Here is a 19,756-nt window from a genome sequence, read left to right as displayed (position 1 = left end):
GAGGGCATTTCTTTATGAAAATTGCAATTGATGCAATGGGCGGTGATGATGCGCCAAAAGAAATTGTGCTTGGTGCTATAGAGGCTACAGAACAATTTGATTGCGAGTTAGTTTTAGTCGGAGATAAAGAAAAAATTAATAAAGTTTTAGCGACTAAACCTAATTGGAATAGAAATAAAATTTCGATTTATCATGCAGATGAAGTAATTGAAATGGGAGAGCATCCTGGTGCAGCTGTAAGAAGAAAAAAAAATTCTTCGATTGTTGTGGCTACAAGATTGGTAAAGACAGGAGAATGTGATGCGGTTCTTTCCGCTGGAAGTACTGGTGCTGCTGTAGCTGCGGCACTTCTTGGTTTAGGGCGTATTTCTGGGATTGATAGACCGACAATTGCGACTCCACTACCTAACAGTGAAGGAATAACTTTATTGTTAGATTCTGGTGCGAATGTTGATAGTAAACCAAACCAATTAAAGCAGAGTGCCATTATGGGGGCAATATATGCTAAATATGTTTTTGGTATACATAATCCGAAAGTTGGTTTGCTAAATATAGGAGAGGAACCTACAAAAGGAAATGAACAGGCTTTATCGACATATCCTCTTTTACAAAGCTTAAAAACAATTAACTTCATTGGAAATGTTGAAGGAAGAGATATTCCTAAAGGAACTGTTGACGTTGTAGTTTGTGATGGCTTTGTAGGAAATATTGTTTTAAAATTTGCCGAGGGATTAGCAAAAACAATGATTGATTTGCTAAAAGATGCAATAAAAAATAGTAATATATTTTCAAAATTGGCGGCTTTAGTATTAAAGTCAAGTCTTAAAAAGCTTAGTAAACGTGTCGATTATGCTGAATATGGTGGTGCACCTTTATTAGGGGTAGATGGGTGCTTTATTATTTGTCATGGAAGTTCAAAAGCCAAAGCGATTAGAAGTGCAGTTGGAATAACCTGTAATTATATAAAAAATGATGTGGTTCAGCATATTAAGGATAATGTAATAAAGGAGGCCGATGTAGAAAATGTCAAAGAATAAATTTGGAGTAGGAATAATAGGTACTGGGTACTATGCACCAGAAAAAGTGGTAACAAATGCGGATTTAGAGAAAATGGTTGATACGAATAATGAATGGATTATAGATCGGACAGGAATCAGTGAACGCCGAATTGTCGATGACAATATAGCAACCTCAGATATTGCAGTGAAAGCGGCGCAAAATGCTTTAGCTGATGCAGGGGTTAAGCCAGAAGAAATAGACCTTATTATTGTAGCAACCTTGACACCTGATATGGTTTTTCCGTCGGCGGCTTGTGTAGTACAAAATAAATTACAAGCGGTAAATGCAGCAGCTTTTGATTTATCGGCTGCTTGCTCTGGTTTTGTATATGCCATGAGTGTAGGAAGTCAATTTATTCAATCTGGAATGTACAAAAAGGTTCTAATTGTTGCTGCGGAGTCTTTATCGAAAATTACAAACTGGGAAGATCGTAATACTTGTGTATTATTTGGGGATGGTGCTGGTGCAGCTGTTCTTGGTCCTGTTGAAGAAGGATATGGGATACTTGGTGTAGAATTAGGTGCAGATGGTTCTGGAGCTGAATTCTTGCATATGCCAGCAGGAGGAAGTCTTTATCCTGCAACTTTGGAAACAGTGAAAAATAAAATGCATTATATTCATATGAATGGTAATGAAGTTTTTAAATTTGCAATTAAAATTATGGGCGAGGCTGCTTATAAAGCTTTAGAAGATGCAGGTTTGGATACTAAGGATGTGGATTGTCTTATCCCACATCAAGCAAATATTCGCATTATTAAATCGGCAGCAAAACGTTTACACTTGCCAATGGATAAAGTTTTTGTTAATGTTAATAAGTATGGAAATACTTCTGCAGCTTCAATTCCAATTGCGCTTGCAGAAGCTGTGAAAGAACGCCATTTTAAAAAAGGTGACATTATAGTTTTAGTCGGATTTGGTGCAGGGCTGACATGGGCATCTTGTGTATTGAAATGGTCGAAGGAGGAATAGTTTTGTTTAATGATACTATTTGTGATTTATTAAATATAGAATATCCGATTATGCAAGGTGGAATGGCTTGGATTGGTACAGCTGAATTGGTTGCTGCCGTATCTAACGCTGGAGGAATTGGTATTATTGGTGCAGGGCATATGCCGCCGGATATATTAAGAAATGAAATACGAAAGGCTAAAAGCTTTACGCAAAAGCCCTTCGGTGTAAATATTATGCTGATGTCTCCTTTTGTAAAAGAGGTTATGGAAGTTGTAATTGATGAGAGAGTGCCTGTAGTTACTACTGGTGCGGGAAATCCAGGAGAATATATTCCGGCATTAAAAGAAATCGGCAGTAAGGTGATTCCAGTAGTTGCGTCAGTTGCGTTAGCAAAACGATTGGAGAAAATCGGTGTAGATGCTGTAATTGCAGAGGGAATGGAAAGTGGAGGACATATTGGAACAATTACAACAATGGCATTAGTTCCTCAAATTGTAGATGCTGTAAATATTCCTGTTATAGCAGCCGGTGGGATTGCTGATTCACGTGGGATTACAGCGGCATTTGCACTTGGGGCGAAAGGAGTACAAATCGGTTCGCGATTTGTTGCATCAAAAGAATGTATTGCCCATGAAAATTATAAAAATGCTGTTCTGAAAGCTAAAGATCGATCAACTGTTGTTACGGGCGTGAGCACTGGGCATCCTGTTCGTGTAATTGGAAATAAATTAACGCGTGAATATTTAGAACTCGAAAAAAATGGGGCAAGTATAGAAGCGTTAGAACAGTTGGGTGCGGGAAAACTGCATTTAGCGACTCACAAAGGTGATATTGATAATGGATCGGTTATGATTGGGCAAATTTCTGGATTAATTAGCTCAATTGAATCTGTGGATGATATTATGCAAAATTTAATTAAAGGGATTTATCCTGTAAAAGAAAAATTAAACAATACGTTTCAAAAATAATATAATAGGAGCGATCAGATGAATAAAATTGCTTTTGTTTTTCCTGGACAAGGTTCTCAAACTGTAGGAATGGGAAAAGAATTATATGAAAATTATGAAATAGCTAAAGATTTATTTGAAAAGGCTGATAAAGCATTAGGTTTTTCTATTAAAGATATGTGTTTTAATGGACCGGAAGAGGAACTGCGAAAAACATATAATACACAGCCGGCTATTTTAACAATGAGTGTTATATGTTTTGAGGTGTTAAAGTCAAAAGGTTTAAGTCCTGATATTGTTGCAGGGCATAGTTTAGGTGAATACTCTGCACTTGTAGCTGCCGGCGCAATAAATTTTGAAGATGCTGTATATCTTGTTCACCAACGTGGTAAATTCATGCAAGAGGCTGTGCCTTTGGGGAAAGGCGGAATGGCTGCAATATTAGGTATGGATAGAGAGAAGATTATTGAAATTTGTCAAAGAATTTCGAACAATGGAGAATCAGTACAAGCCGTTAATTTTAATTGTCCGGGGCAAGTTGTTATTGCAGGAACTACTCGTGGCGTAGAAGAAGCTTGTAGCTGTTTAAAAGATACAGGTGCTAGAAAAACTGTAATGTTACCAGTAAGTGCTCCATTTCATAGTTTATTAATGCAACCAGCAGCAGAAAAGTTAGCCGTTGAATTAGACAAAGTAGAAATTCGTGATGCTAAAATCCCGGTAGTAGCGAATGTTAATGGTAAAGTAATGCATGATGCTGCTACAATTAAAAATTTATTAGTTAAACAAGCGGCTAGTCCTGTAAAGTGGGAAGACTGCGTTGCTGAGATAGTAGAACAAGGTGCTAAGACTTTTATTGAGGTTGGTCCGGGAAAAGTTTTAAATGGCTTTAATAAGAAAATTGATAAATTAATCATAAATTTAAATGTCGAAGATATTACCTCCTTAGAAAAAACTCTTGATTATTTCAAGGAGGTTCGTTAAAATGCATTTAGATGGTAAGGTTGCTCTAGTTACTGGTGCATCGCGCGGAATTGGTAGAGCAATCGCAATTTCATTGGCAAAAGCTGGTGCTTTAGTTGTAATAAATTATGCTGGAAATCAAGAAGCAGCGCAATCTGTTGAAAGTGAAATTAACTCTTTTGGTGGAAAGTCATTTTTAATTCAAGCGGATGTTTCTAAAGCAGATGCAGTTGAAGAAATGATTCAAGAAGTTGTTAAAGAATGCGGAAGAATTGATATACTAATAAATAATGCAGGTATTACTAGAGATTCATTATTAATGAGAATGAAGGAATCTGACTGGGATGATGTATTAAATACAAATCTAAAGGGAATATTTCTTTGCACAAAGGCAGTTTCTAGATTGATGATGAAACAGAAATCTGGTAGGATTGTGAATATGACTTCAGTTGTTGGAATTATGGGGAACTCTGGTCAAGCAAACTATGCAGCAGCTAAAGCGGGTGTTATTGGATTTACAAAATCAATGGCAAGGGAATTGGCATCGCGTGGAATAACGGTTAATGCAGTTGCTCCGGGGTTTATTGCTACTGATATGACGGCGATTTTATCTGAAGAAGTAAAAAGAGAGTTAAGTAATAGAGTTCCATTGCAAAGATTTGGTGAAGCAGATGATGTTGCTAAAGCTGTAATGTTTTTAGTTTCTGATAATGCATCTTACATTACTGGGCAAACTTTGAATGTTGATGGTGGCATGGTAATGTAATATATATGAAACAACCTTTGGAGGGAGGTGAATGTATGTCAACTTTTGAAAAAGTTAGAGAAATTGTAGTAGAACAATTAGGTGTTGAAGCTGATGATGTTACTATTGATTCTACTTTTATTGATGATTTAGGTGCTGATTCTCTTGATATTGTTGAATTAATCATGGCATTTGAAGAAGAATTTAGTGTTGAAATTCCAGATGAAGTAGCTGAAAAAATTAAAACTGTGAAAGATACTGTTAACTACATAGAGCAAAATAAATAATGTAGTTTATCACTCTCTGAAAGTCCCGCTAAAGCGGGACTTTATTGAGGTGATGTTTTATTGAATGGAGGAATTATTTCGTGAAACTTCCAGAATTAAAAATTGGTGAAAAAATTGCAAAGGTGCCGATTATTCAGGGTGGAATGGCTATTAGATTATCAACTGCTAGATTGGCTGCTGCAGTAGCCAATGCTGGTGGAATTGGACTTATTGCCGCATCTGGTATGTCAATGGATGAATTACGTCATGAAATTAGATTAGCTAGAAAACTTACTTCTGGTGTTATTGGAATAAATGCTATGGTAGCTGCACGTAAATTTAGTGATTTAGTTAAAACTGCTATAAGTGAAGGTATTGATCTAGTTGTTGCTGGTGCTGGATTTTCACGTGATATGTTTGGATTGGGTAAGGAGTCAAATACACCAATTGTACCAATTGTATCATCTGTAAAGTTAGCTAAAATATCAGAAAACTTGGGTGCGACGGCTGTAATTGTTGAAGGAAAAGAAGCTGGTGGACACCTAGGAACAGATCAATCAGTAAAGTCGTTAATTCCAGGAATTAGACAGGCTGTCAATATTCCTGTTATCGCCGCTGGTGGCGCAATGTCAGGATATGACATTGTAGATTTAATAAAACTTGGTGCTGATGGTGTTCAGATGGGAACTCGCTTTGCTGCGAGTGAAGAGTCAAATGCAGCACCAGCGTTGAAAGAATTTTATTTAAAAGCTAGGCCGGAAGACGTTGTTGTAATACAGAGCCCAGTAGGGCTTCCAGGTCGTGCTGTACGAAATCCATTTGCTGAAAAGATAATGAATGGAATTTCTCCTATAGATAAATGTGATGCTTGCTTAAAAAAATGCAAACAGAATTTTTGCATAATCAAGGCCTTAATTCGAGCGCAACAAGGTGATGTCGAAAATGGACTTGTATTTACTGGGGAGTATATTCATAAAATTGAAGAAATTTTATCAGTAAAAGAAATTTTTGCTCAGCTTCTTAAGGAAGCTGAAGTTACAAATTAAGTGAGGTGCTTTGATTGAAAAATAGAGTTGTTATTACTGGGATTGGAGCTATTACTCCGATTGGTATTGGAAAAGAAAACTTTTGGAATGCCTTATTAGCAGGAAAATCTGGCATTAATCAAATTACACGATTTGATGCAACTGGATATACTACACAAATTGCTGGCGAAGTACGTGATTTTGATCCAACAGAATATATTGATAAAAAAGAAGCTAAACGCATGGATAGATCTACCCAATTTGCCGTTGCAGCTACAAAAATGGCATTTGAAGATTCTAAAATTGATTTAGAATCAGAGGATAAAGAACGTATCGGAGTTATTATTGGTACAGGTATTGGTGGAATTGAAACCTTGCACTCTCAATATGTAAGTTTATTTGAAAAAGGTCCTAGTAGAGTAAGTCCATTTTTTATTCCAATGATGATTGGTAATATGGCTACTGGTCAAACGTCTATTGTTTTTGGGCTCCAAGGTCCTAGTAGTTGTGTGGTAACGGCTTGTGCAACTGGGACAAATTCTATAGGTGATGCATTTAGACTAATTCAATATGGTGAAGCTGATGTTATGGTTGCTGGAGGAACTGAGGCTTGTATCTCACCAGCAGCAGTGGCTGGATTTTGCTCAATGAAAGCTATGTCTGTAGAACATAATGATAATCCTACAGTAGCGTCACGCCCATTTGAAAAAAATAGAAGTGGATTTATTATGGGTGAAGGGGCAGGCGTCGTTATATTAGAAAGTCTTGATCATGCGGTAGCTAGAGGGGCGCATATTTATGCAGAAGTGGTTGGATATGGATCTAATTCAGATGCATATCATATTACAGCTCCATCTCCTGGTGGAGTTCAAGCTGCTAAATGTATGAAACGTGCAATTATTGATGCTGGAATGAATGTAGAAGAAATTAATTATATTAATGCGCATGGAACATCTACTCCAATGAATGATAAAAATGAAACATTAGCAATTAAAGATTTATTTGGAGATCATGCATATAATTTAGCAGTAAGTTCTATTAAATCTATGACTGGACATTTACTAGGAGCTGCTGGCGGAGTTGAATGTATTGCTACAGCGTTAACTATTGAAAATGATGAGGTTCCTCCTACTATTAATTATGAACAACCAGATCCAGAACTAGATTTAGATTATGTTCCTAATAAATCAAGAAAATGCAAAGTAAATGCAGCATTATCTAACTCCTTTGGTTTTGGTGGACATAATGCTACTATTTTATTAAAAAAATTTGCTAAGTAAACATTTATTGCTATGAACACTTTAAATGAAGAAAGAAAAGATGAACTTAATACATTTTCTCATACATTAGGAATAACGTTTTTTGATATTTCTTTTTTGCATCAAGCATTAACGCATACTTCATATGCAAATGAAGTAAAAAAACTTCATGTAATTCATAATGAAAGGCTAGAATTTTTAGGTGATGCAGTTTTAGAGTTAATAGTTAGTAGTTATTTATATTGTAATTTTCCAAATCTGCCAGAAGGTGAATTAACAAAAGCGAGAGCTAGCGTTGTTTGTGAGGCTACTTTAGCAAAAAGGGCTCATTTATTAGATGTTGGGAAACATCTGCTGTTCGGGAAGGGCGAATTGGCTACAGGTGGGCGTAATCGAGCATCAATTTTAGCTGATGCATTTGAAGCAATAATTGGTGCAATATATTTGGATCAGGGGATTGATAATGCTACTAGCTTTGTATTGGGGCAATTAAAAGATGATTTAGATATAGTAAAAAAAGGTAAATATGTACAAGACTATAAGACTTTATTACAAGAAGTTGTTCAAAAGAATAGTGACAGTAAGATTCATTATGAGTTGATTTCTGAAAGTGGCCCTGATCATGATAAATTGTTTCATATTGCAGTTTTTATTAACCAACATCAAAGTGGTTCTGGTTTTGGAAAAAGTAAAAAAGAGGCAGAGCAATGTGCTGCAAAAGAAGCTTTGCTTAAGATAAATAAAATAAATATATAAATGGGTGACTTTACGTCATCCATTTTTCTTTAGGAGTATTCATTATGAAACGTTATATTATTCCTGTTTTTATTCCACATTATGGATGTACAAATGAATGCGTGTTTTGCAATCAACATAAAATTACAGGCAGCCAAACAACGGTGAATGAATATCATGTAAGGAAAATAATTCTTGACTGGCTAGAAAGGTTAAATTATGCAGCTTTTATTGAGGTAGCTTTTTATGGAGGAAGTTTTACCGCATTATCTATAGAAAAGCAACAAGAACTATTAAGTCCTGCCTATGAATTCTTAAAACAAGACAAAATCCAAGCAATTCGTATTTCAACGAGACCAGATGCAATAGATGATTTAATTTTAAGAAACCTGATATTATATGGAGTATCAATTATTGAACTGGGAGTTCAATCTTTAGATAATAAAGTTCTGAAAAAATCTTGTCGTGGGCATACGAAGGAAGACGTGGAACTAGCGGTAGCGGTAATTCGAAAGTATGCTAACTTTAAATTGGGATTACAGGTTATGCCAGGGTTACCGAAAGATACACTGCTAAAAGGTTTATTAACAATTCGAAATATTATTGAATTGAAGCCTGACTTTGTAAGAATTTATCCAACGGTTGTTTTAAATCATACAAAATTAGCAAAACTTTATTGCGAAAATCAATATACTCCGCTATCCTTAGATGAATCTATCAAGTATTGTTCAATATTAAAAATTTTATTAGATAATCATCAGATCCCAATTATTAGAATGGGATTACAAGCAACTGAAAATTTAAATTCCGCTAACGTACTTGCAGGTCCCTATCATCCTGCTTTTGGCGAATTAGTGCAAGCTGAAATATTTTATTTAAGCATTACAAAATTTTTAGAAAAAATTAATTTATATAAAAAAAATTTTTTAAAACAGGAAATTATCATTTTTCACTCTAATCGTCTTACTTCTAAAATTAGAGGAAATAAAAATTCTAATATTAAGAAATGGTCAAGAATCTTTCCTTATTTTAATTTAAAATTTTCTCAAGAAGCAAATGAGAAAAATTTTATAAAAATTAAATGTGATAATCAAATCTATACACTAAATATAAATTTGATAAGTAATATTTAATTTTTACAAAGAATATTCTGAACTGTAATCCTTAAAAATTGGAGGATCGGTGATATGAATATATTAAAAGTATCTAATAAGTCTAATCCGAAAGCGGTAGCAGGGGCATTAACTGCTTCCCTAAGAAATGATGGTAAGGTTCATATGCAAGCAATTGGTGCGGCCTCAGTTAATCAAGCTGTTAAATCTATTGCAATAGCCAGAGGGTTTGTTGCTGCAAATGGTTTTGATTTAGTTTTTATTCCCGCCTTTATTGAAACCACTATAGATGGGAATATTTGTACGGGAATAAAATTTATCATTGAGAGGCGATAAGTAGTAGCAATTAGCTACTACTTTTTGCTAATCATTATTAAAATAGTGTATAATATCAATACGATAGTATGAAATAATGGGTTGGTGAACGTGGTGCAGTTGCGTAAGCTAGAATCATATGGATTTAAATCTTTTGCTGACAAGGTTGAATTAGATTTTGATATGGGGGTTACGGCGATTGTCGGCCCAAACGGGAGTGGTAAAAGTAATATTACGGATGCGATTCGTTGGGCTTTAGGAGAACAAAATATTAGGAACTTGCGTGGAGTGAAAACAGAAGATGTTATTTTTTCAGGCAGTAGTAATAAAAGAGCATCGGGTGTAGCTGAAGTTTCTTTAATATTTGATAATTCTGATGGAGTTTTACCGTTAGAGTACCAGGAAGTCGTTGTGACGAGAAGAATTTTTCGTTCAGGTGAAAGTGAATTCTATATTAATAAAGTAGCATGTAGGCTAAAAGATATTCATCAACTTTTTTTTGATACGGGGTTAGGAAAAGATGCGATGAGTGTGATTAGCCAAAATAAAGTTGATCAAATTTTAAATAGTCGTCCTGAAGAGCGAAGAGCATTTTTTGAAGAGGTTGCGGGGATTACTAAATACCGAACTCGCCAAAAAGATTCTATTAGAAAATTAACGGATACGGAACAAAATATTTTAAGAGTGACTGATATTTTAAATGAGTTAGAAATACAATGTATACCGTTAAAAGAAAGTGCCAATAAGACAAGACAATATAATCTATTATTTGACTCATTGCAAAACTACAAAATAAAAAGCATAAAACATGAATTCTTGATTAGCAAAAAAAAGTTAAACCGTATCATCGAAAAAAAAGATTCTTTGAATCTTAACCTAAAATCTCTAGAAAATTTATTAACCTTAAACGATGTTGATAAGACTAAATTTAATAATGAAATTTTAGAAATTGATACACAATTAAAAGGGTTAAATGAATATAGGCAAGAGATTTCGTTCAAAATAGAAAAGAATAAAAATTGTATAATTATTGCAAAAGATAGGATTGTACAAGCACAAAACTCACTTGATCATACAACTTTAGAGATAACACAGAAAAAAGCTGACTTAGAGGCTTTAAAGATAAAGTCTAAAATGCTCGCAGATGATAGTCTAGACATAGAATCTAAATTAAAGATAACAAATGAAGAACTTCGGATTCTTGAAAATAGACAAGAAAATATAGAAAAAGCGATAAATCATAACGAAAAAAGTTTAGGAAAATATAAAGAAGATGCATTAATTAATTTTACAGATTTAATGGAAAAACGTAATAAATTAAACCTTATCGCAGAAAATATGAATTCTGCGCAAGTTAGTTTAAATAAAATTAACCAAGAACTAATAAATTTTTCATCTAAGCGAAGTGTTTGTATCTATAATACGCGTTTTATCAATAGTCAAGTAAATGCGTTGAAATATTTGATTTTGCAAAAGGAAGGAATACTTCAAAAAACGCAAGAGCAAACTCATGCATTTCATAAGGAACTAGATGAAGTAGAAGAAAAGAATAAAAAGACAAAAATGATGTTAATTGAAAAACAAAATAGATTTAAATTTTTAACGTCATTACAAGAAAATTATGATGGATTTAATAAAGCTGTTAGATTAGTGCTAAAAAGCCAATGTGCTTGGCGAAAAGACATATGTGGAGTTATTGCAGAATTGATAAAAGTACCAGCAGAATATATTACTGCCATAGAGGTAGCATTGGGAGGAAATCTGCAAAATATTATTACGATGAATGAATTGGTTGCAAAACAGGCGATAGCCTTTTTGAAAAAAGAAAAGGTTGGCAGGGTGACATTTTTACCATTAAATTTATTGCAAGTGAATAGATTAGAACTAGATAGAAAGATTTTACAAATACCTGGCGTAATTGGGCTAGCACATCAATTAGTTTCGTTTGATGTGCAATATAAAAAAGCGGTGGAAAATCTTTTGGGTAGAACACTTGTGGTAGATTCGATTGATACAGCATTAAAGATTATTAAAACGAATCGAATTAGAATTGTTACTTTAGGCGGAGAAGTAATCAATCCAAGTGGGGCAATATCAGGCGGAAGTAGTAAAAAAAATGAGATGGATTTTTTTAATCGCTTAGAGGAAATAAAAAAATTAGATTTACTGATAAAAGATTTATGTACAGAAAATGAAAAATTAGATACACTATTAATTGAAAAGAAAGGTCAAATCGATCGTAATTTTTTCTCAATGGAAAAGCTGAAAGAAAAATTGAATGCATATTATCTTAAACAGGAAACTTTAAAAATTAATAGTCAAAAAGTCGTAGATGATTTGAAAAATATTGAGGAAAAAAATCAAATTTTAAAAGAAGAATTACAAAATACTAAAATACAAATGGATCAGCTTGAAAAAACAAGAAAAATATATTTGCAGGAAATTGGAAATTGTGAAGAACAAATCAAAAATAAAAATAAACAAAATATAGAAATAGAAAATACTTTAGCAAATTTAAAATCTAATTATGAGTCGGAAAATAAAAATTTATTAAACTTAAAAATTGAATGTAATCGACTTAAAGGGGAATTTAACAATAAAAATTTATTAAAGAACGAATATAAGCGAAATGAAGATCAGCTTGTTTATTTAATAGAAGAATTAAGTTTAAAACTTTTTGAATTTCAAGGGAATCAAAAAAAATATCAACAAGAGATTGAACAGGAAGAATTAGTAAATAATGAATTGAAGTTATTGGAAACAAGCGTAGCTAAAGATTATTCAAATTATTATCAGATAAAACTTAGTAAATTAGCGCAAATACAAGAAAATGATAAAAACGCACAAAAATTGCGGAAAAATCATAATGAAATAAAAGAAGAGTTATATAAATTAGATATTGATTTTATGAAATATAATCATGAAGTAAATACATATTCAGAAAAGTTGAAACAGGAGTATTCTTTAATAGATTTTGCAGAAGATGATCAAGATGCATGCGTGGATATTAAAGAAGTACAAGATAAAATTAACAACTTAGAGCTTTCAATTAAAGAATTAGGACCGATTAATCCGAATGCAATTTCAGAATATGACGCATTACAATCTAGATATTCCTTTATGAAAAAGCAATCAGAGGATTTAATTGTTGCAAAAAACTATTTATTAGGCATTATAAAAGATATGAATATTGCAATGACTAAACAATTTAAAATGGCATTTGAAGCGATTAATGATAATTTTCAAAAAATATATATACGGCTTTTCGGGGGTGGGCAAGCAAAACTTGCATTAATAGATGAGGACATTCTTGAGAGTGGGATTGAGATTTACGTCCAGCCGCCAGATAAAAAAATGAGAAACCTATCACTTTTATCTGGTGGGGAAAGAGCATTAACTGTAATTGCGTTATTATTTGCTTTTCTAGCATTTCGTCCGAGTCCATTTGTTGTATTAGATGAAGTAGATGCGGCTCTTGATGAAGCAAATCTAAAGCGCTTTAGCGAATTTTTACGAGATTACTCTATTCATACTCAGTTTGTAGTTGTTACACATCGTAAAGGAACAATGGAAGCTGCCGATACTATGCATGGGGTGACTGTTGATGATACCGGGATATCTAAAATAATTTCAGTTAAATTAGAAGAAGCTTAAGCAATATATGGAGGATTTGAAATATGGGTTTTTTTGATAAGTTAAAAAAAGGATTGGAAAAAACACGTCAAAGTTTTACCGAAAAAATTGAACAAATTATTGTTGGATATGCAAAAATTGATGATGAATTTTTGGATGAGTTGGAAGAGGCCTTAATTATGGCCGATGTGGGGGTAAAAACGACAGATTATTTAATGAAAGAGATTCGTAAAGGAATCAAGAGTAAAGAGATTAAAAATCCTGAGGATTTAAAACCATTTATTCAAAAGCAAATTAGTGAAATATTAGGTGGAACTACTGTAAAAGAGAAAATTACAGATGATACACCAATCGTGATTTTGGTCATTGGTGTGAACGGAGTTGGCAAAACCACGACGATTGGAAAATTGGGCAACTATTATAAGCAGGAAGGAAAAAGTGTTATGTTTGCAGCCGCTGACACTTTTAGAGCTGCTGCGATTGATCAGTTGGAAATTTGGGGGAATCGAGTTGGCGTTGATGTTATCAAACATACCGAAGGAGCTGATCCTGCTGCAGTTGCTTTTGATGCAGTTCAGTCTGCGAAAGCACGAAAAGTAGATGTCTTAATTATTGATACAGCAGGGCGTTTACATACTAAATATAATTTAATGGAAGAATTGAAAAAGGTCACACGGGTAATTCAGCGAGAAATTCCTAAGGCGCCCCATGAAACACTATTAGTTTTAGATGCAACAACGGGACAAAATGCAATTAATCAAGCACAAATTTTTTCAAAAGCTGCCGGAATTTCAGGTCTTGTATTAACTAAATTAGATGGAACAGCTAAAGGTGGAGTTGTCATTGGAATGAAAGCGGAATTGGATATTCCTGTAAAATGGATTGGTGTAGGAGAAGGAATTGACGACTTACGACCGTTTGACTCTGACTCTTTTGCAAAAGCTTTATTTAGTGACAAGTAAAAAGGCTTGACATTGATTAATTACTCTTGTATAATATCTAATGTCAAGTAAATCTACTTGACGCATATTACTTTTAAAGTAATGGTGGGAACAGAATGTTGGATAAAATATTAAAAATTGCTGTTCTTTATGATTTTTATGGAGCTTTGCTTACAGAAAAGCAGCAGAGTTGTTTAGAGATGCATTTTTTACAAGATTTTTCTTTGTCTGAAATAGGGGATCAGCTTGGAGTTTCTCGGCAAGCTGTTTATGATATTATTCATCGATCAGAACAGGTATTAGTAGAATATGAAGAAAAACTTAAATTGGTAGAACGACATCAATTTGAACAACGAAAAATTAAGGAAATATTGCATATGATGTCTGAGTTGCCTCAAGATATGCAGAGGATGCCTGTTTTTCAGAATATCTTAATGAAAATATCTGATTTAGTTACTGAGGCAGAGGAGGCATAAAATGATTTTTGAGGGTTTAGCTGATAGGTTGCAAGCAACTTTTAAAAAACTTCGTGGTAGAGGTAAGTTAACAGAGGATGATGTCAATGAAGCGATGCGAGAAGTTCGGATGGCTTTATTGGAAGCTGATGTTAATTTTAAAGTTGTTAAAGATTTTATAAAAAAAGTAAAAGAACGGGCGATTGGACAAGAGGTATTAGATACATTAACTCCAGCTCAAGTTGTTATAAAAATCGTAAATGATGAATTAACTGCGTTAATGGGAGATACACAAAGTAGGATTAACATTTCATCGAAACCGCCAACGATTATTATGTTAGTTGGTTTACAAGGGGCAGGGAAAACGACTACAGCCGGTAAGCTTGCCTATGCTTTGAAAAAACAAGGAAAACGTCCCTTACTAGTAGCTGCCGATGTTTATCGTCCAGCGGCTATTAAGCAATTGCAAGTCTTAGGCGAACAATTGGCTTTGCCTGTGTTTACAATGTCAGAGGGAATAAATCCAGTAACAATCGCTGAACAAGCGGTTGTGCATGCGAATTCTTATGCAAATGATATTGTCATTATTGATACTGCTGGTCGCTTGCATATTAATGAAGAGTTAATGCAAGAACTCAAAGCAATTAAGCAGACAGTTAAGCCACATGAAATTTTATTAGTGGTAGATGCAATGACAGGTCAAGATGCAGTAAATGTTGCCGAGCATTTTAATCAGGATCTTGGTCTTGATGGTGTTATTTTAACGAAACTAGACGGTGATGCTCGAGGCGGTGCTGCTTTATCAGTAAAGGCTGTCACTGGTTGTCCAATTAAATTTGTTGGTATGGGTGAGAAACTCGAAGCTCTCGAAGCCTTCCATCCGGATCGGATGGCATCCAGGATTCTTGGAATGGGCGATGTTCTCAGTTTAATTGAAAAGGCTCAATCTAATTTTGACTTAGAGCAAGCGCAGGAGATGGAGAAAAAGCTTCGTAAAGATTCATTTACTTTAGATGATTTTCTCGATCAAATGAATCAAGTAAAAAAGCTTGGCTCAATAGATCAAATCTTAGGAATGATTCCAGGAATGGGAAATTTAAAGAAAAAATTGGGCGATGTTGATTTTGATGAGAAAGAGATAAAACGTATTGAAGCGATTATTCTTTCTATGACGAAAAAAGAACGGCGAGATCCGAGTATTCTCAATGGCAGTCGTAGAAAAAGAATTGCAATAGGTAGTGGAAATCGTGTTCAAGATGTAAATAAATTATTAAAGCAATTTAATGAAGCAAAAAAATTAATGAAGAAAATGAAGGGGATGCAGAAAACCGGTCGTTTTAGCGGGTTTAAGTTACCTTTTATGAAATAATAAGTCTTTATGTAAAGGAGGTGAATATTGATGGCAGTAAAAATTCGTTTAAATCGTATGGGTGCAAAGAAAAAACCTTTCTATCGCGTTGTTGTAGCTGATTCTCGTTCTCCGCGTGATGGTCGTTTTATTGAAATTCTTGGGCATTACGATTCTACAAAAGAACCAGCAGTGATTAAAGTTGATGAGGAAAAAGCTTTAGAATGGATGTCTAAAGGAGCTCAACCTACAGATACTGTAAAGTCCTTATTTAGTAAATTAGGGATTATGGCTAAATGGAATGAAACAAAAAGCACTAAGAAAGAGGCGTAATAACGATGAAAAAAATTGTTGAAGTTATCGCCAAAGCATTAGTACAAAATCCAGATCAGGTTATCGTAAATGAAAATCCAGATAATAATATTACTGTATATGAACTTCATGTAGCACCTGATGATATGGGGAAAGTAATTGGAAAACAAGGTCGTATTGCAAAAGCTATGCGAACAGTTGTAAAGGCTGCTGCTACCCGTGAAAATAAAAAAGTTACTGTAGAAATTATTTAAATTATGCGGCAAGTAAACTCAAATTGAGTTATTGCCGCTAATTGTTTATTTATTTTTAACAATATTTTTAAGGAGGACTTAGAGTGGAAAGTATGACTTTAAAATGTCCTGTGACAATAAAAGCTAAAGTTACAGAAGACTTAAAAAAAGAATTATCTGCTGATATACAAGATAAGATTAAAAAAGCCGATGTTGAATTACAACAAATTGAATTTCATGCAAAAAGAATTATGGCAGAACAAGCCAAACAAGATGCGCAAGGATTAGTTCAAATTCGCCATCAGGTTGAAGCGGAAAAACAAAAACGTCTTGAATTTAAAAATCGCCTTTTAGAAAAATTAAAGGAAACCGCACAATTAGAAATTGGTTCTGAAATTGTTCAAGGGACTTTAGAACGCATTATTGAGGTTAAAGTTGGGGAGCAGTTACCTCAATTAATGAATGCTGAAATTTTATTAGAAGATGGAAAAATCATAGCTTTTCGGAGTTAGGAATGGATAATTTAATTACAATTGGCAAGTTTGGTGCCCCGCACGGTGTGCGGGGTGAAATTCGTATTATACCCTTAACTGATTTCCCCAATCGTTTTAAAAGTTTAAAAAATGTGATTATTGATGATTCAAAAAAATTAACTATAAATAGTGTTAGGTATCATAATCAATTTATTGTTATTAAATTTGATGAATTTGATAGTAAAGAAAGTGTAAATACTTTAAACGGGAAACTTTTAAAAGTAGAAAGAAAAGATGTCCCTCCTTTATCACCAGGAGAGTTTTATAGCTTTGATATTATCGGTTTACTTGTACGGGATGAAGATGAAACTATATTGGGGCATGTTGTAGAAATATTAAAAACTGGTAGTAATGATGTCTATATAGTTAAGAAAGATAATCAAGAATTACTTATTCCAGCACTAAAATCTGTCGTAAAGAGTATTGATGTTGAAAATGGATACATGATTGTGAAACTTCAAGAAGAGATGGTTTAAAATGAAAATTGATATAGTGACTTTATTCCCAGAAATGTTTGCAGGCACATTTGGACAAAGTATGATAAAGAGAGCGGTTAAAGAAAATATATTAACGATTCATACGATTAATCCGCGTGACTTTGCGGAGGACAAGCATAATACTGTTGATGATTACCCTTTTGGTGGAGGTGCGGGGATGGTTCTTAAACCAGAACCTGTATATAGGGCAATCGATAGTATTCCTACCTTTTCTGAGAATAAAAGAGTTATTTTACTTTGCCCGAGTGGAGCTACTTTTTCTCAGAAAAAAGCCATTGAGTTATCAAAATATGATCAGCTTGTTTTAATTTGTGGTCATTATGAGGGATTTGATGCACGAATCTCTTATTTGGCGGATGAAAAAATTTCAATTGGTGATTATGTGTTAACCGGTGGGGAAATTCCAGCAATGGTTCTTGTTGATACAGTTGCAAGAATGCTTCCAGGAGTGTTGGGGTCTATGGAATCTGCATTAACAGACTCTTTTTATAACGATTTGTTAGAACATCCACAGTATACTAGACCACGTAATTTTTTAGGAATGGAAGTCCCAGAAGTTTTATTATCTGGAAATCATGCTAAAATTTCTGATTGGAGACGTAAAGAATCATTACGAATAACTTTGCTAAATCGACCAGATTTATTAGATAAAACATCTTTATCATCTAAAGATGTTTTATTTCTTGAGGAAATAAAAAGAGAATTAGGAGATTTATAAAAATGGCTAGGGTATATATAGGATTAGTTCATTATCCTATTTATAATAAACATAATCAAATTGTAACTACAGCTATTACAAATTTTGATATTCATGATATTGCTAGGACTGCACGGACATATGGAATTGATAAATATTTTCTTATTCATCCATTGGATACACAGGCTGAATTAGCAAATAATGTAATTCGGTATTGGCAGGATGGATATGGTGGACAGCATCACCCAGATAGAAAAGAAGCATTTAGAACATTAAGTCTTGTTAAAACCATTGATGAAGCGATTTCTAACATTAAGGAAGAAACGGGAAATGAGCCTTATATTATCACAACAGATGCGCGTATTTATCCTAATACAATATCTTATTCTCATTTAAGAAAAAAAATTGAAAATGATAATAACTCTTATTTAATTTTATTTGGTACTGGATGGGGGATTGAAAATAAAATAATGGCTCAATTTAACTATATTCTAGAGCCTATTTATGGTCCTGTTGATTATAATCATTTACCTGTTCGTGCTGCAGTTGCAATTATTTTGGATCGTTTGCTGGGCGAACTTTGGTGGGAAAAATAAGTTTAAAAATATTTGAATTTGTAAAATATTTATGATATACTAGTTCAGTATCTAGACGGTCCGCTACGATTTTATCGCAATGAACGTCTAAAATGAGGAGGAAAATATAAATGAACATTATTCAAGCTTTAGAACAAGAACAACTTCGTACAGATATTCCCGAATTTATTCCTGGAGATACTGTTCGCGTACATGTAAAAGTTGTCGAAGGATCTCGCGAACGTATTCAAGCATTTGAGGGTGTTGTAATTGCGCGTCAAAGCGGTGGAGTTCGTGAAACATTTACTGTAAGAAGAATTTCTTATGGTGTTGGTGTAGAGCGTACTTTCCCTGTACATTCTCCAAGACTTGAAAAAATTGAAGTTGTACGTAAAGGTATTGTTCGTCGTGCGAAACTTTATTATTTACGTAATCTTACTGGTAAAGCTGCTCGTATCAGAGAAAGACGCTAGTAGTATAATAGGGGCTGTTATAGTCCCTATTCTTTATTTTAGGAGGTAATTGATATGAGCAATATATCATTGGGTGAAGAGGTTAAAGATTGGTTTATTTCGATACTTATCGCTGTTGTTTTAGCTTTCTTTATTCGTTATTTTATCGTTGAGCTATATCTGGTCGAAGGTCCATCTATGCAGCCAACTTTGTTGAGTCACGAAAGATTGGTTGTGAATAAATTTATTTATCGTTTCCGTGAGCCGGAAAAAGGGGAAATTTTAGTTTTTCGTTACCCAAAGGATCCAAGTCGTGACTTTATTAAAAGAGTTATTGCCGTTGCTGGAGATACGATTGAAATTAAAGATGGAAGAGTTTTTGTTAATCATCAGCTGATGAATGAACCATATATATTAAATCAGACTCGTGGCTCATACCCATTATCAACTGTTCCTGATGGAACGATTTTTGTAATGGGTGATAATCGTAATAATTCTGAAGATAGCCGTTTCAAAGATGTTGGTTTTGTATCTTTAGATTTAATTAAAGGCAAAGCTATGATGGTTTTTTGGCCAATCGACAATATAAAAACGTTACCATAAACCAGTATATAAAATACTGGTTTTTTTAGTAAAAATTCTTCTTTTTGTAATACTATATAGAGAAAATTATCTATATAGTATTACTGTTGAGGTGAATTTG

Annotated in this window: 23 protein-coding genes; all 23 read left to right on the top strand. The window is 33.8% G+C overall.

Translation table 11 applies throughout. The features are described from left to right. Positions 1 to 14 precede the first annotated feature (14 nt). On the top strand, positions 15 to 1,037 hold the full coding sequence (plsX, locus tag ACWZFG_RS06425; protein WP_177504053.1) for a phosphate acyltransferase PlsX: 1,023 nt from the start codon (positions 15 to 17) through the stop codon (positions 1,035 to 1,037). Beyond that, positions 1,024 to 2,028 carry a beta-ketoacyl-ACP synthase III gene (locus tag ACWZFG_RS06420; RefSeq protein ID WP_147668843.1) on the top strand — a complete coding sequence of 335 codons (1,005 nt, stop codon included), beginning with the start codon at positions 1,024 to 1,026 and terminating at the stop codon, positions 2,026 to 2,028. Before plsX ends, ACWZFG_RS06420 begins: the two co-directional genes overlap by 14 nt. Before the next feature lie 50 nt (positions 2,029 to 2,078). Further along, positions 2,079 to 2,978, top strand: coding sequence for an enoyl-[acyl-carrier-protein] reductase FabK (gene fabK / locus ACWZFG_RS06415; protein WP_418627449.1), 900 nt, complete (start codon positions 2,079 to 2,081; stop codon positions 2,976 to 2,978). Positions 2,979 to 2,996: 18 nt separating this feature from the next. Next, positions 2,997 to 3,941, top strand: coding sequence for an ACP S-malonyltransferase (gene fabD / locus ACWZFG_RS06410; RefSeq protein ID WP_177504051.1), 945 nt, complete (start codon positions 2,997 to 2,999; stop codon positions 3,939 to 3,941). A 1-nt stretch (position 3,942) separates the two neighbouring features. Beyond that, complete coding sequence (fabG, locus tag ACWZFG_RS06405; RefSeq protein ID WP_455577266.1) at positions 3,943 to 4,686, top strand: 3-oxoacyl-[acyl-carrier-protein] reductase; 744 nt, start codon at positions 3,943 to 3,945, stop codon at positions 4,684 to 4,686. A 35-nt stretch (positions 4,687 to 4,721) separates the two neighbouring features. Continuing rightward, positions 4,722 to 4,952: an acyl carrier protein gene (locus ACWZFG_RS06400; RefSeq protein WP_147668833.1), complete on the top strand. Its 231-nt coding sequence runs from the start codon at positions 4,722 to 4,724 to the stop codon at positions 4,950 to 4,952. Positions 4,953 to 5,032: 80 nt separating this feature from the next. Next, positions 5,033 to 5,977: an NAD(P)H-dependent flavin oxidoreductase gene (locus ACWZFG_RS06395; protein ID WP_147668830.1), complete on the top strand. Its 945-nt coding sequence runs from the start codon at positions 5,033 to 5,035 to the stop codon at positions 5,975 to 5,977. A 14-nt stretch (positions 5,978 to 5,991) separates the two neighbouring features. Further along, the gene (gene fabF, locus ACWZFG_RS06390) at positions 5,992 to 7,236 is read left to right on the top strand and encodes a beta-ketoacyl-ACP synthase II (RefSeq protein ID WP_455577265.1); all 1,245 of its coding nucleotides are present in this window, start codon (positions 5,992 to 5,994) and stop codon (positions 7,234 to 7,236) included. A gap of 12 nt (positions 7,237 to 7,248) precedes the next feature. Then, positions 7,249 to 7,971, top strand: coding sequence for a ribonuclease III (rnc, locus tag ACWZFG_RS06385; protein ID WP_147668826.1), 723 nt, complete (start codon positions 7,249 to 7,251; stop codon positions 7,969 to 7,971). A 44-nt stretch (positions 7,972 to 8,015) separates the two neighbouring features. Beyond that, complete coding sequence (locus ACWZFG_RS06380; protein ID WP_455577264.1) at positions 8,016 to 9,083, top strand: elongator complex protein 3; 1,068 nt, start codon at positions 8,016 to 8,018, stop codon at positions 9,081 to 9,083. Positions 9,084 to 9,137: 54 nt separating this feature from the next. Further along, positions 9,138 to 9,398 carry a stage V sporulation protein S gene (locus ACWZFG_RS06375; protein WP_177504043.1) on the top strand — a complete coding sequence of 87 codons (261 nt, stop codon included), beginning with the start codon at positions 9,138 to 9,140 and terminating at the stop codon, positions 9,396 to 9,398. A gap of 93 nt (positions 9,399 to 9,491) precedes the next feature. Further along, on the top strand, positions 9,492 to 13,031 hold the full coding sequence (gene smc / locus ACWZFG_RS06370) for a chromosome segregation protein SMC (protein ID WP_455577263.1): 3,540 nt from the start codon (positions 9,492 to 9,494) through the stop codon (positions 13,029 to 13,031). A gap of 23 nt (positions 13,032 to 13,054) precedes the next feature. Beyond that, positions 13,055 to 13,972: a signal recognition particle-docking protein FtsY gene (gene ftsY / locus ACWZFG_RS06365; protein WP_177504038.1), complete on the top strand. Its 918-nt coding sequence runs from the start codon at positions 13,055 to 13,057 to the stop codon at positions 13,970 to 13,972. 95 nt (positions 13,973 to 14,067) lie between these two features. Beyond that, on the top strand, positions 14,068 to 14,427 hold the full coding sequence (ylxM, locus tag ACWZFG_RS06360; RefSeq protein WP_455577262.1) for a YlxM family DNA-binding protein: 360 nt from the start codon (positions 14,068 to 14,070) through the stop codon (positions 14,425 to 14,427). Position 14,428: 1 nt separating this feature from the next. After that, the gene (gene ffh / locus ACWZFG_RS06355; RefSeq protein ID WP_177504034.1) at positions 14,429 to 15,775 is read left to right on the top strand and encodes a signal recognition particle protein; all 1,347 of its coding nucleotides are present in this window, start codon (positions 14,429 to 14,431) and stop codon (positions 15,773 to 15,775) included. 30 nt (positions 15,776 to 15,805) lie between these two features. Continuing rightward, positions 15,806 to 16,087, top strand: a complete 282-nt coding sequence (gene rpsP, locus ACWZFG_RS06350) for a 30S ribosomal protein S16 (protein WP_147668812.1) — start codon at positions 15,806 to 15,808, stop codon at positions 16,085 to 16,087. A 5-nt stretch (positions 16,088 to 16,092) separates the two neighbouring features. After that, positions 16,093 to 16,320, top strand: a complete 228-nt coding sequence (locus tag ACWZFG_RS06345; protein WP_455577261.1) for a KH domain-containing protein — start codon at positions 16,093 to 16,095, stop codon at positions 16,318 to 16,320. A 92-nt stretch (positions 16,321 to 16,412) separates the two neighbouring features. Beyond that, a complete protein-coding gene (locus ACWZFG_RS06340) occupies positions 16,413 to 16,811 on the top strand; it encodes a YlqD family protein (protein WP_418627078.1) in 399 nt (132 codons plus the stop codon). Positions 16,812 to 16,813: 2 nt separating this feature from the next. Next, on the top strand, positions 16,814 to 17,308 hold the full coding sequence (gene rimM / locus ACWZFG_RS06335) for a ribosome maturation factor RimM (protein ID WP_177504029.1): 495 nt from the start codon (positions 16,814 to 16,816) through the stop codon (positions 17,306 to 17,308). Position 17,309: 1 nt separating this feature from the next. Continuing rightward, positions 17,310 to 18,047, top strand: a complete 738-nt coding sequence (gene trmD, locus ACWZFG_RS06330; RefSeq protein ID WP_177504026.1) for a tRNA (guanosine(37)-N1)-methyltransferase TrmD — start codon at positions 17,310 to 17,312, stop codon at positions 18,045 to 18,047. Positions 18,048 to 18,049: 2 nt separating this feature from the next. Further along, positions 18,050 to 18,622 carry an RNA methyltransferase gene (locus tag ACWZFG_RS06325; protein ID WP_177504024.1) on the top strand — a complete coding sequence of 191 codons (573 nt, stop codon included), beginning with the start codon at positions 18,050 to 18,052 and terminating at the stop codon, positions 18,620 to 18,622. 110 nt (positions 18,623 to 18,732) lie between these two features. Continuing rightward, positions 18,733 to 19,074: a 50S ribosomal protein L19 gene (gene rplS, locus ACWZFG_RS06320; RefSeq protein WP_147668800.1), complete on the top strand. Its 342-nt coding sequence runs from the start codon at positions 18,733 to 18,735 to the stop codon at positions 19,072 to 19,074. Positions 19,075 to 19,128: 54 nt separating this feature from the next. Beyond that, the gene (lepB, locus tag ACWZFG_RS06315) at positions 19,129 to 19,656 is read left to right on the top strand and encodes a signal peptidase I (RefSeq protein WP_177504022.1); all 528 of its coding nucleotides are present in this window, start codon (positions 19,129 to 19,131) and stop codon (positions 19,654 to 19,656) included. The last annotated feature ends 100 nt before the right edge of the window (positions 19,657 to 19,756 follow it).

The organism is Anaerosinus sp., assembly GCF_965318445.1.
The sequence above is the reverse complement of the archived record's forward strand: the minus strand, read 5'-3'. Positions and strand labels throughout refer to the sequence as shown.

Excerpts from the sequence above, each read along its gene's own strand:
- plsX (WP_177504053.1), top strand. The coding sequence starts at position 15 with ATGAAAATTGCAATTGATGCAATGGGCGGTGATGATGCGCCAAAAGAA.
- ACWZFG_RS06420 (WP_147668843.1), top strand. The coding sequence starts at position 1,024 with ATGTCAAAGAATAAATTTGGAGTAGGAATAATAGGTACTGGGTACTAT.
- fabK (WP_418627449.1), top strand. The coding sequence starts at position 2,079 with ATGCAAGGTGGAATGGCTTGGATTGGTACAGCTGAATTGGTTGCTGCC.
- fabD (WP_177504051.1), top strand. The coding sequence starts at position 2,997 with ATGAATAAAATTGCTTTTGTTTTTCCTGGACAAGGTTCTCAAACTGTA.
- fabG (WP_455577266.1), top strand. The coding sequence starts at position 3,943 with ATGCATTTAGATGGTAAGGTTGCTCTAGTTACTGGTGCATCGCGCGGA.
- ACWZFG_RS06400 (WP_147668833.1), top strand. The coding sequence starts at position 4,722 with ATGTCAACTTTTGAAAAAGTTAGAGAAATTGTAGTAGAACAATTAGGT.
- rnc (WP_147668826.1), top strand. The coding sequence starts at position 7,249 with ATGAACACTTTAAATGAAGAAAGAAAAGATGAACTTAATACATTTTCT.
- ACWZFG_RS06380 (WP_455577264.1), top strand. The coding sequence starts at position 8,016 with ATGAAACGTTATATTATTCCTGTTTTTATTCCACATTATGGATGTACA.
- ACWZFG_RS06375 (WP_177504043.1), top strand. The coding sequence starts at position 9,138 with ATGAATATATTAAAAGTATCTAATAAGTCTAATCCGAAAGCGGTAGCA.
- ftsY (WP_177504038.1), top strand. The coding sequence starts at position 13,055 with ATGGGTTTTTTTGATAAGTTAAAAAAAGGATTGGAAAAAACACGTCAA.
- ylxM (WP_455577262.1), top strand. The coding sequence starts at position 14,068 with ATGTTGGATAAAATATTAAAAATTGCTGTTCTTTATGATTTTTATGGA.
- ffh (WP_177504034.1), top strand. The coding sequence starts at position 14,429 with ATGATTTTTGAGGGTTTAGCTGATAGGTTGCAAGCAACTTTTAAAAAA.
- rpsP (WP_147668812.1), top strand. The coding sequence starts at position 15,806 with ATGGCAGTAAAAATTCGTTTAAATCGTATGGGTGCAAAGAAAAAACCT.
- ACWZFG_RS06345 (WP_455577261.1), top strand. The coding sequence starts at position 16,093 with ATGAAAAAAATTGTTGAAGTTATCGCCAAAGCATTAGTACAAAATCCA.
- ACWZFG_RS06340 (WP_418627078.1), top strand. The coding sequence starts at position 16,413 with ATGACTTTAAAATGTCCTGTGACAATAAAAGCTAAAGTTACAGAAGAC.
- rimM (WP_177504029.1), top strand. The coding sequence starts at position 16,814 with ATGGATAATTTAATTACAATTGGCAAGTTTGGTGCCCCGCACGGTGTG.
- trmD (WP_177504026.1), top strand. The coding sequence starts at position 17,310 with ATGAAAATTGATATAGTGACTTTATTCCCAGAAATGTTTGCAGGCACA.
- ACWZFG_RS06325 (WP_177504024.1), top strand. The coding sequence starts at position 18,050 with ATGGCTAGGGTATATATAGGATTAGTTCATTATCCTATTTATAATAAA.
- rplS (WP_147668800.1), top strand. The coding sequence starts at position 18,733 with ATGAACATTATTCAAGCTTTAGAACAAGAACAACTTCGTACAGATATT.
- lepB (WP_177504022.1), top strand. The coding sequence starts at position 19,129 with ATGAGCAATATATCATTGGGTGAAGAGGTTAAAGATTGGTTTATTTCG.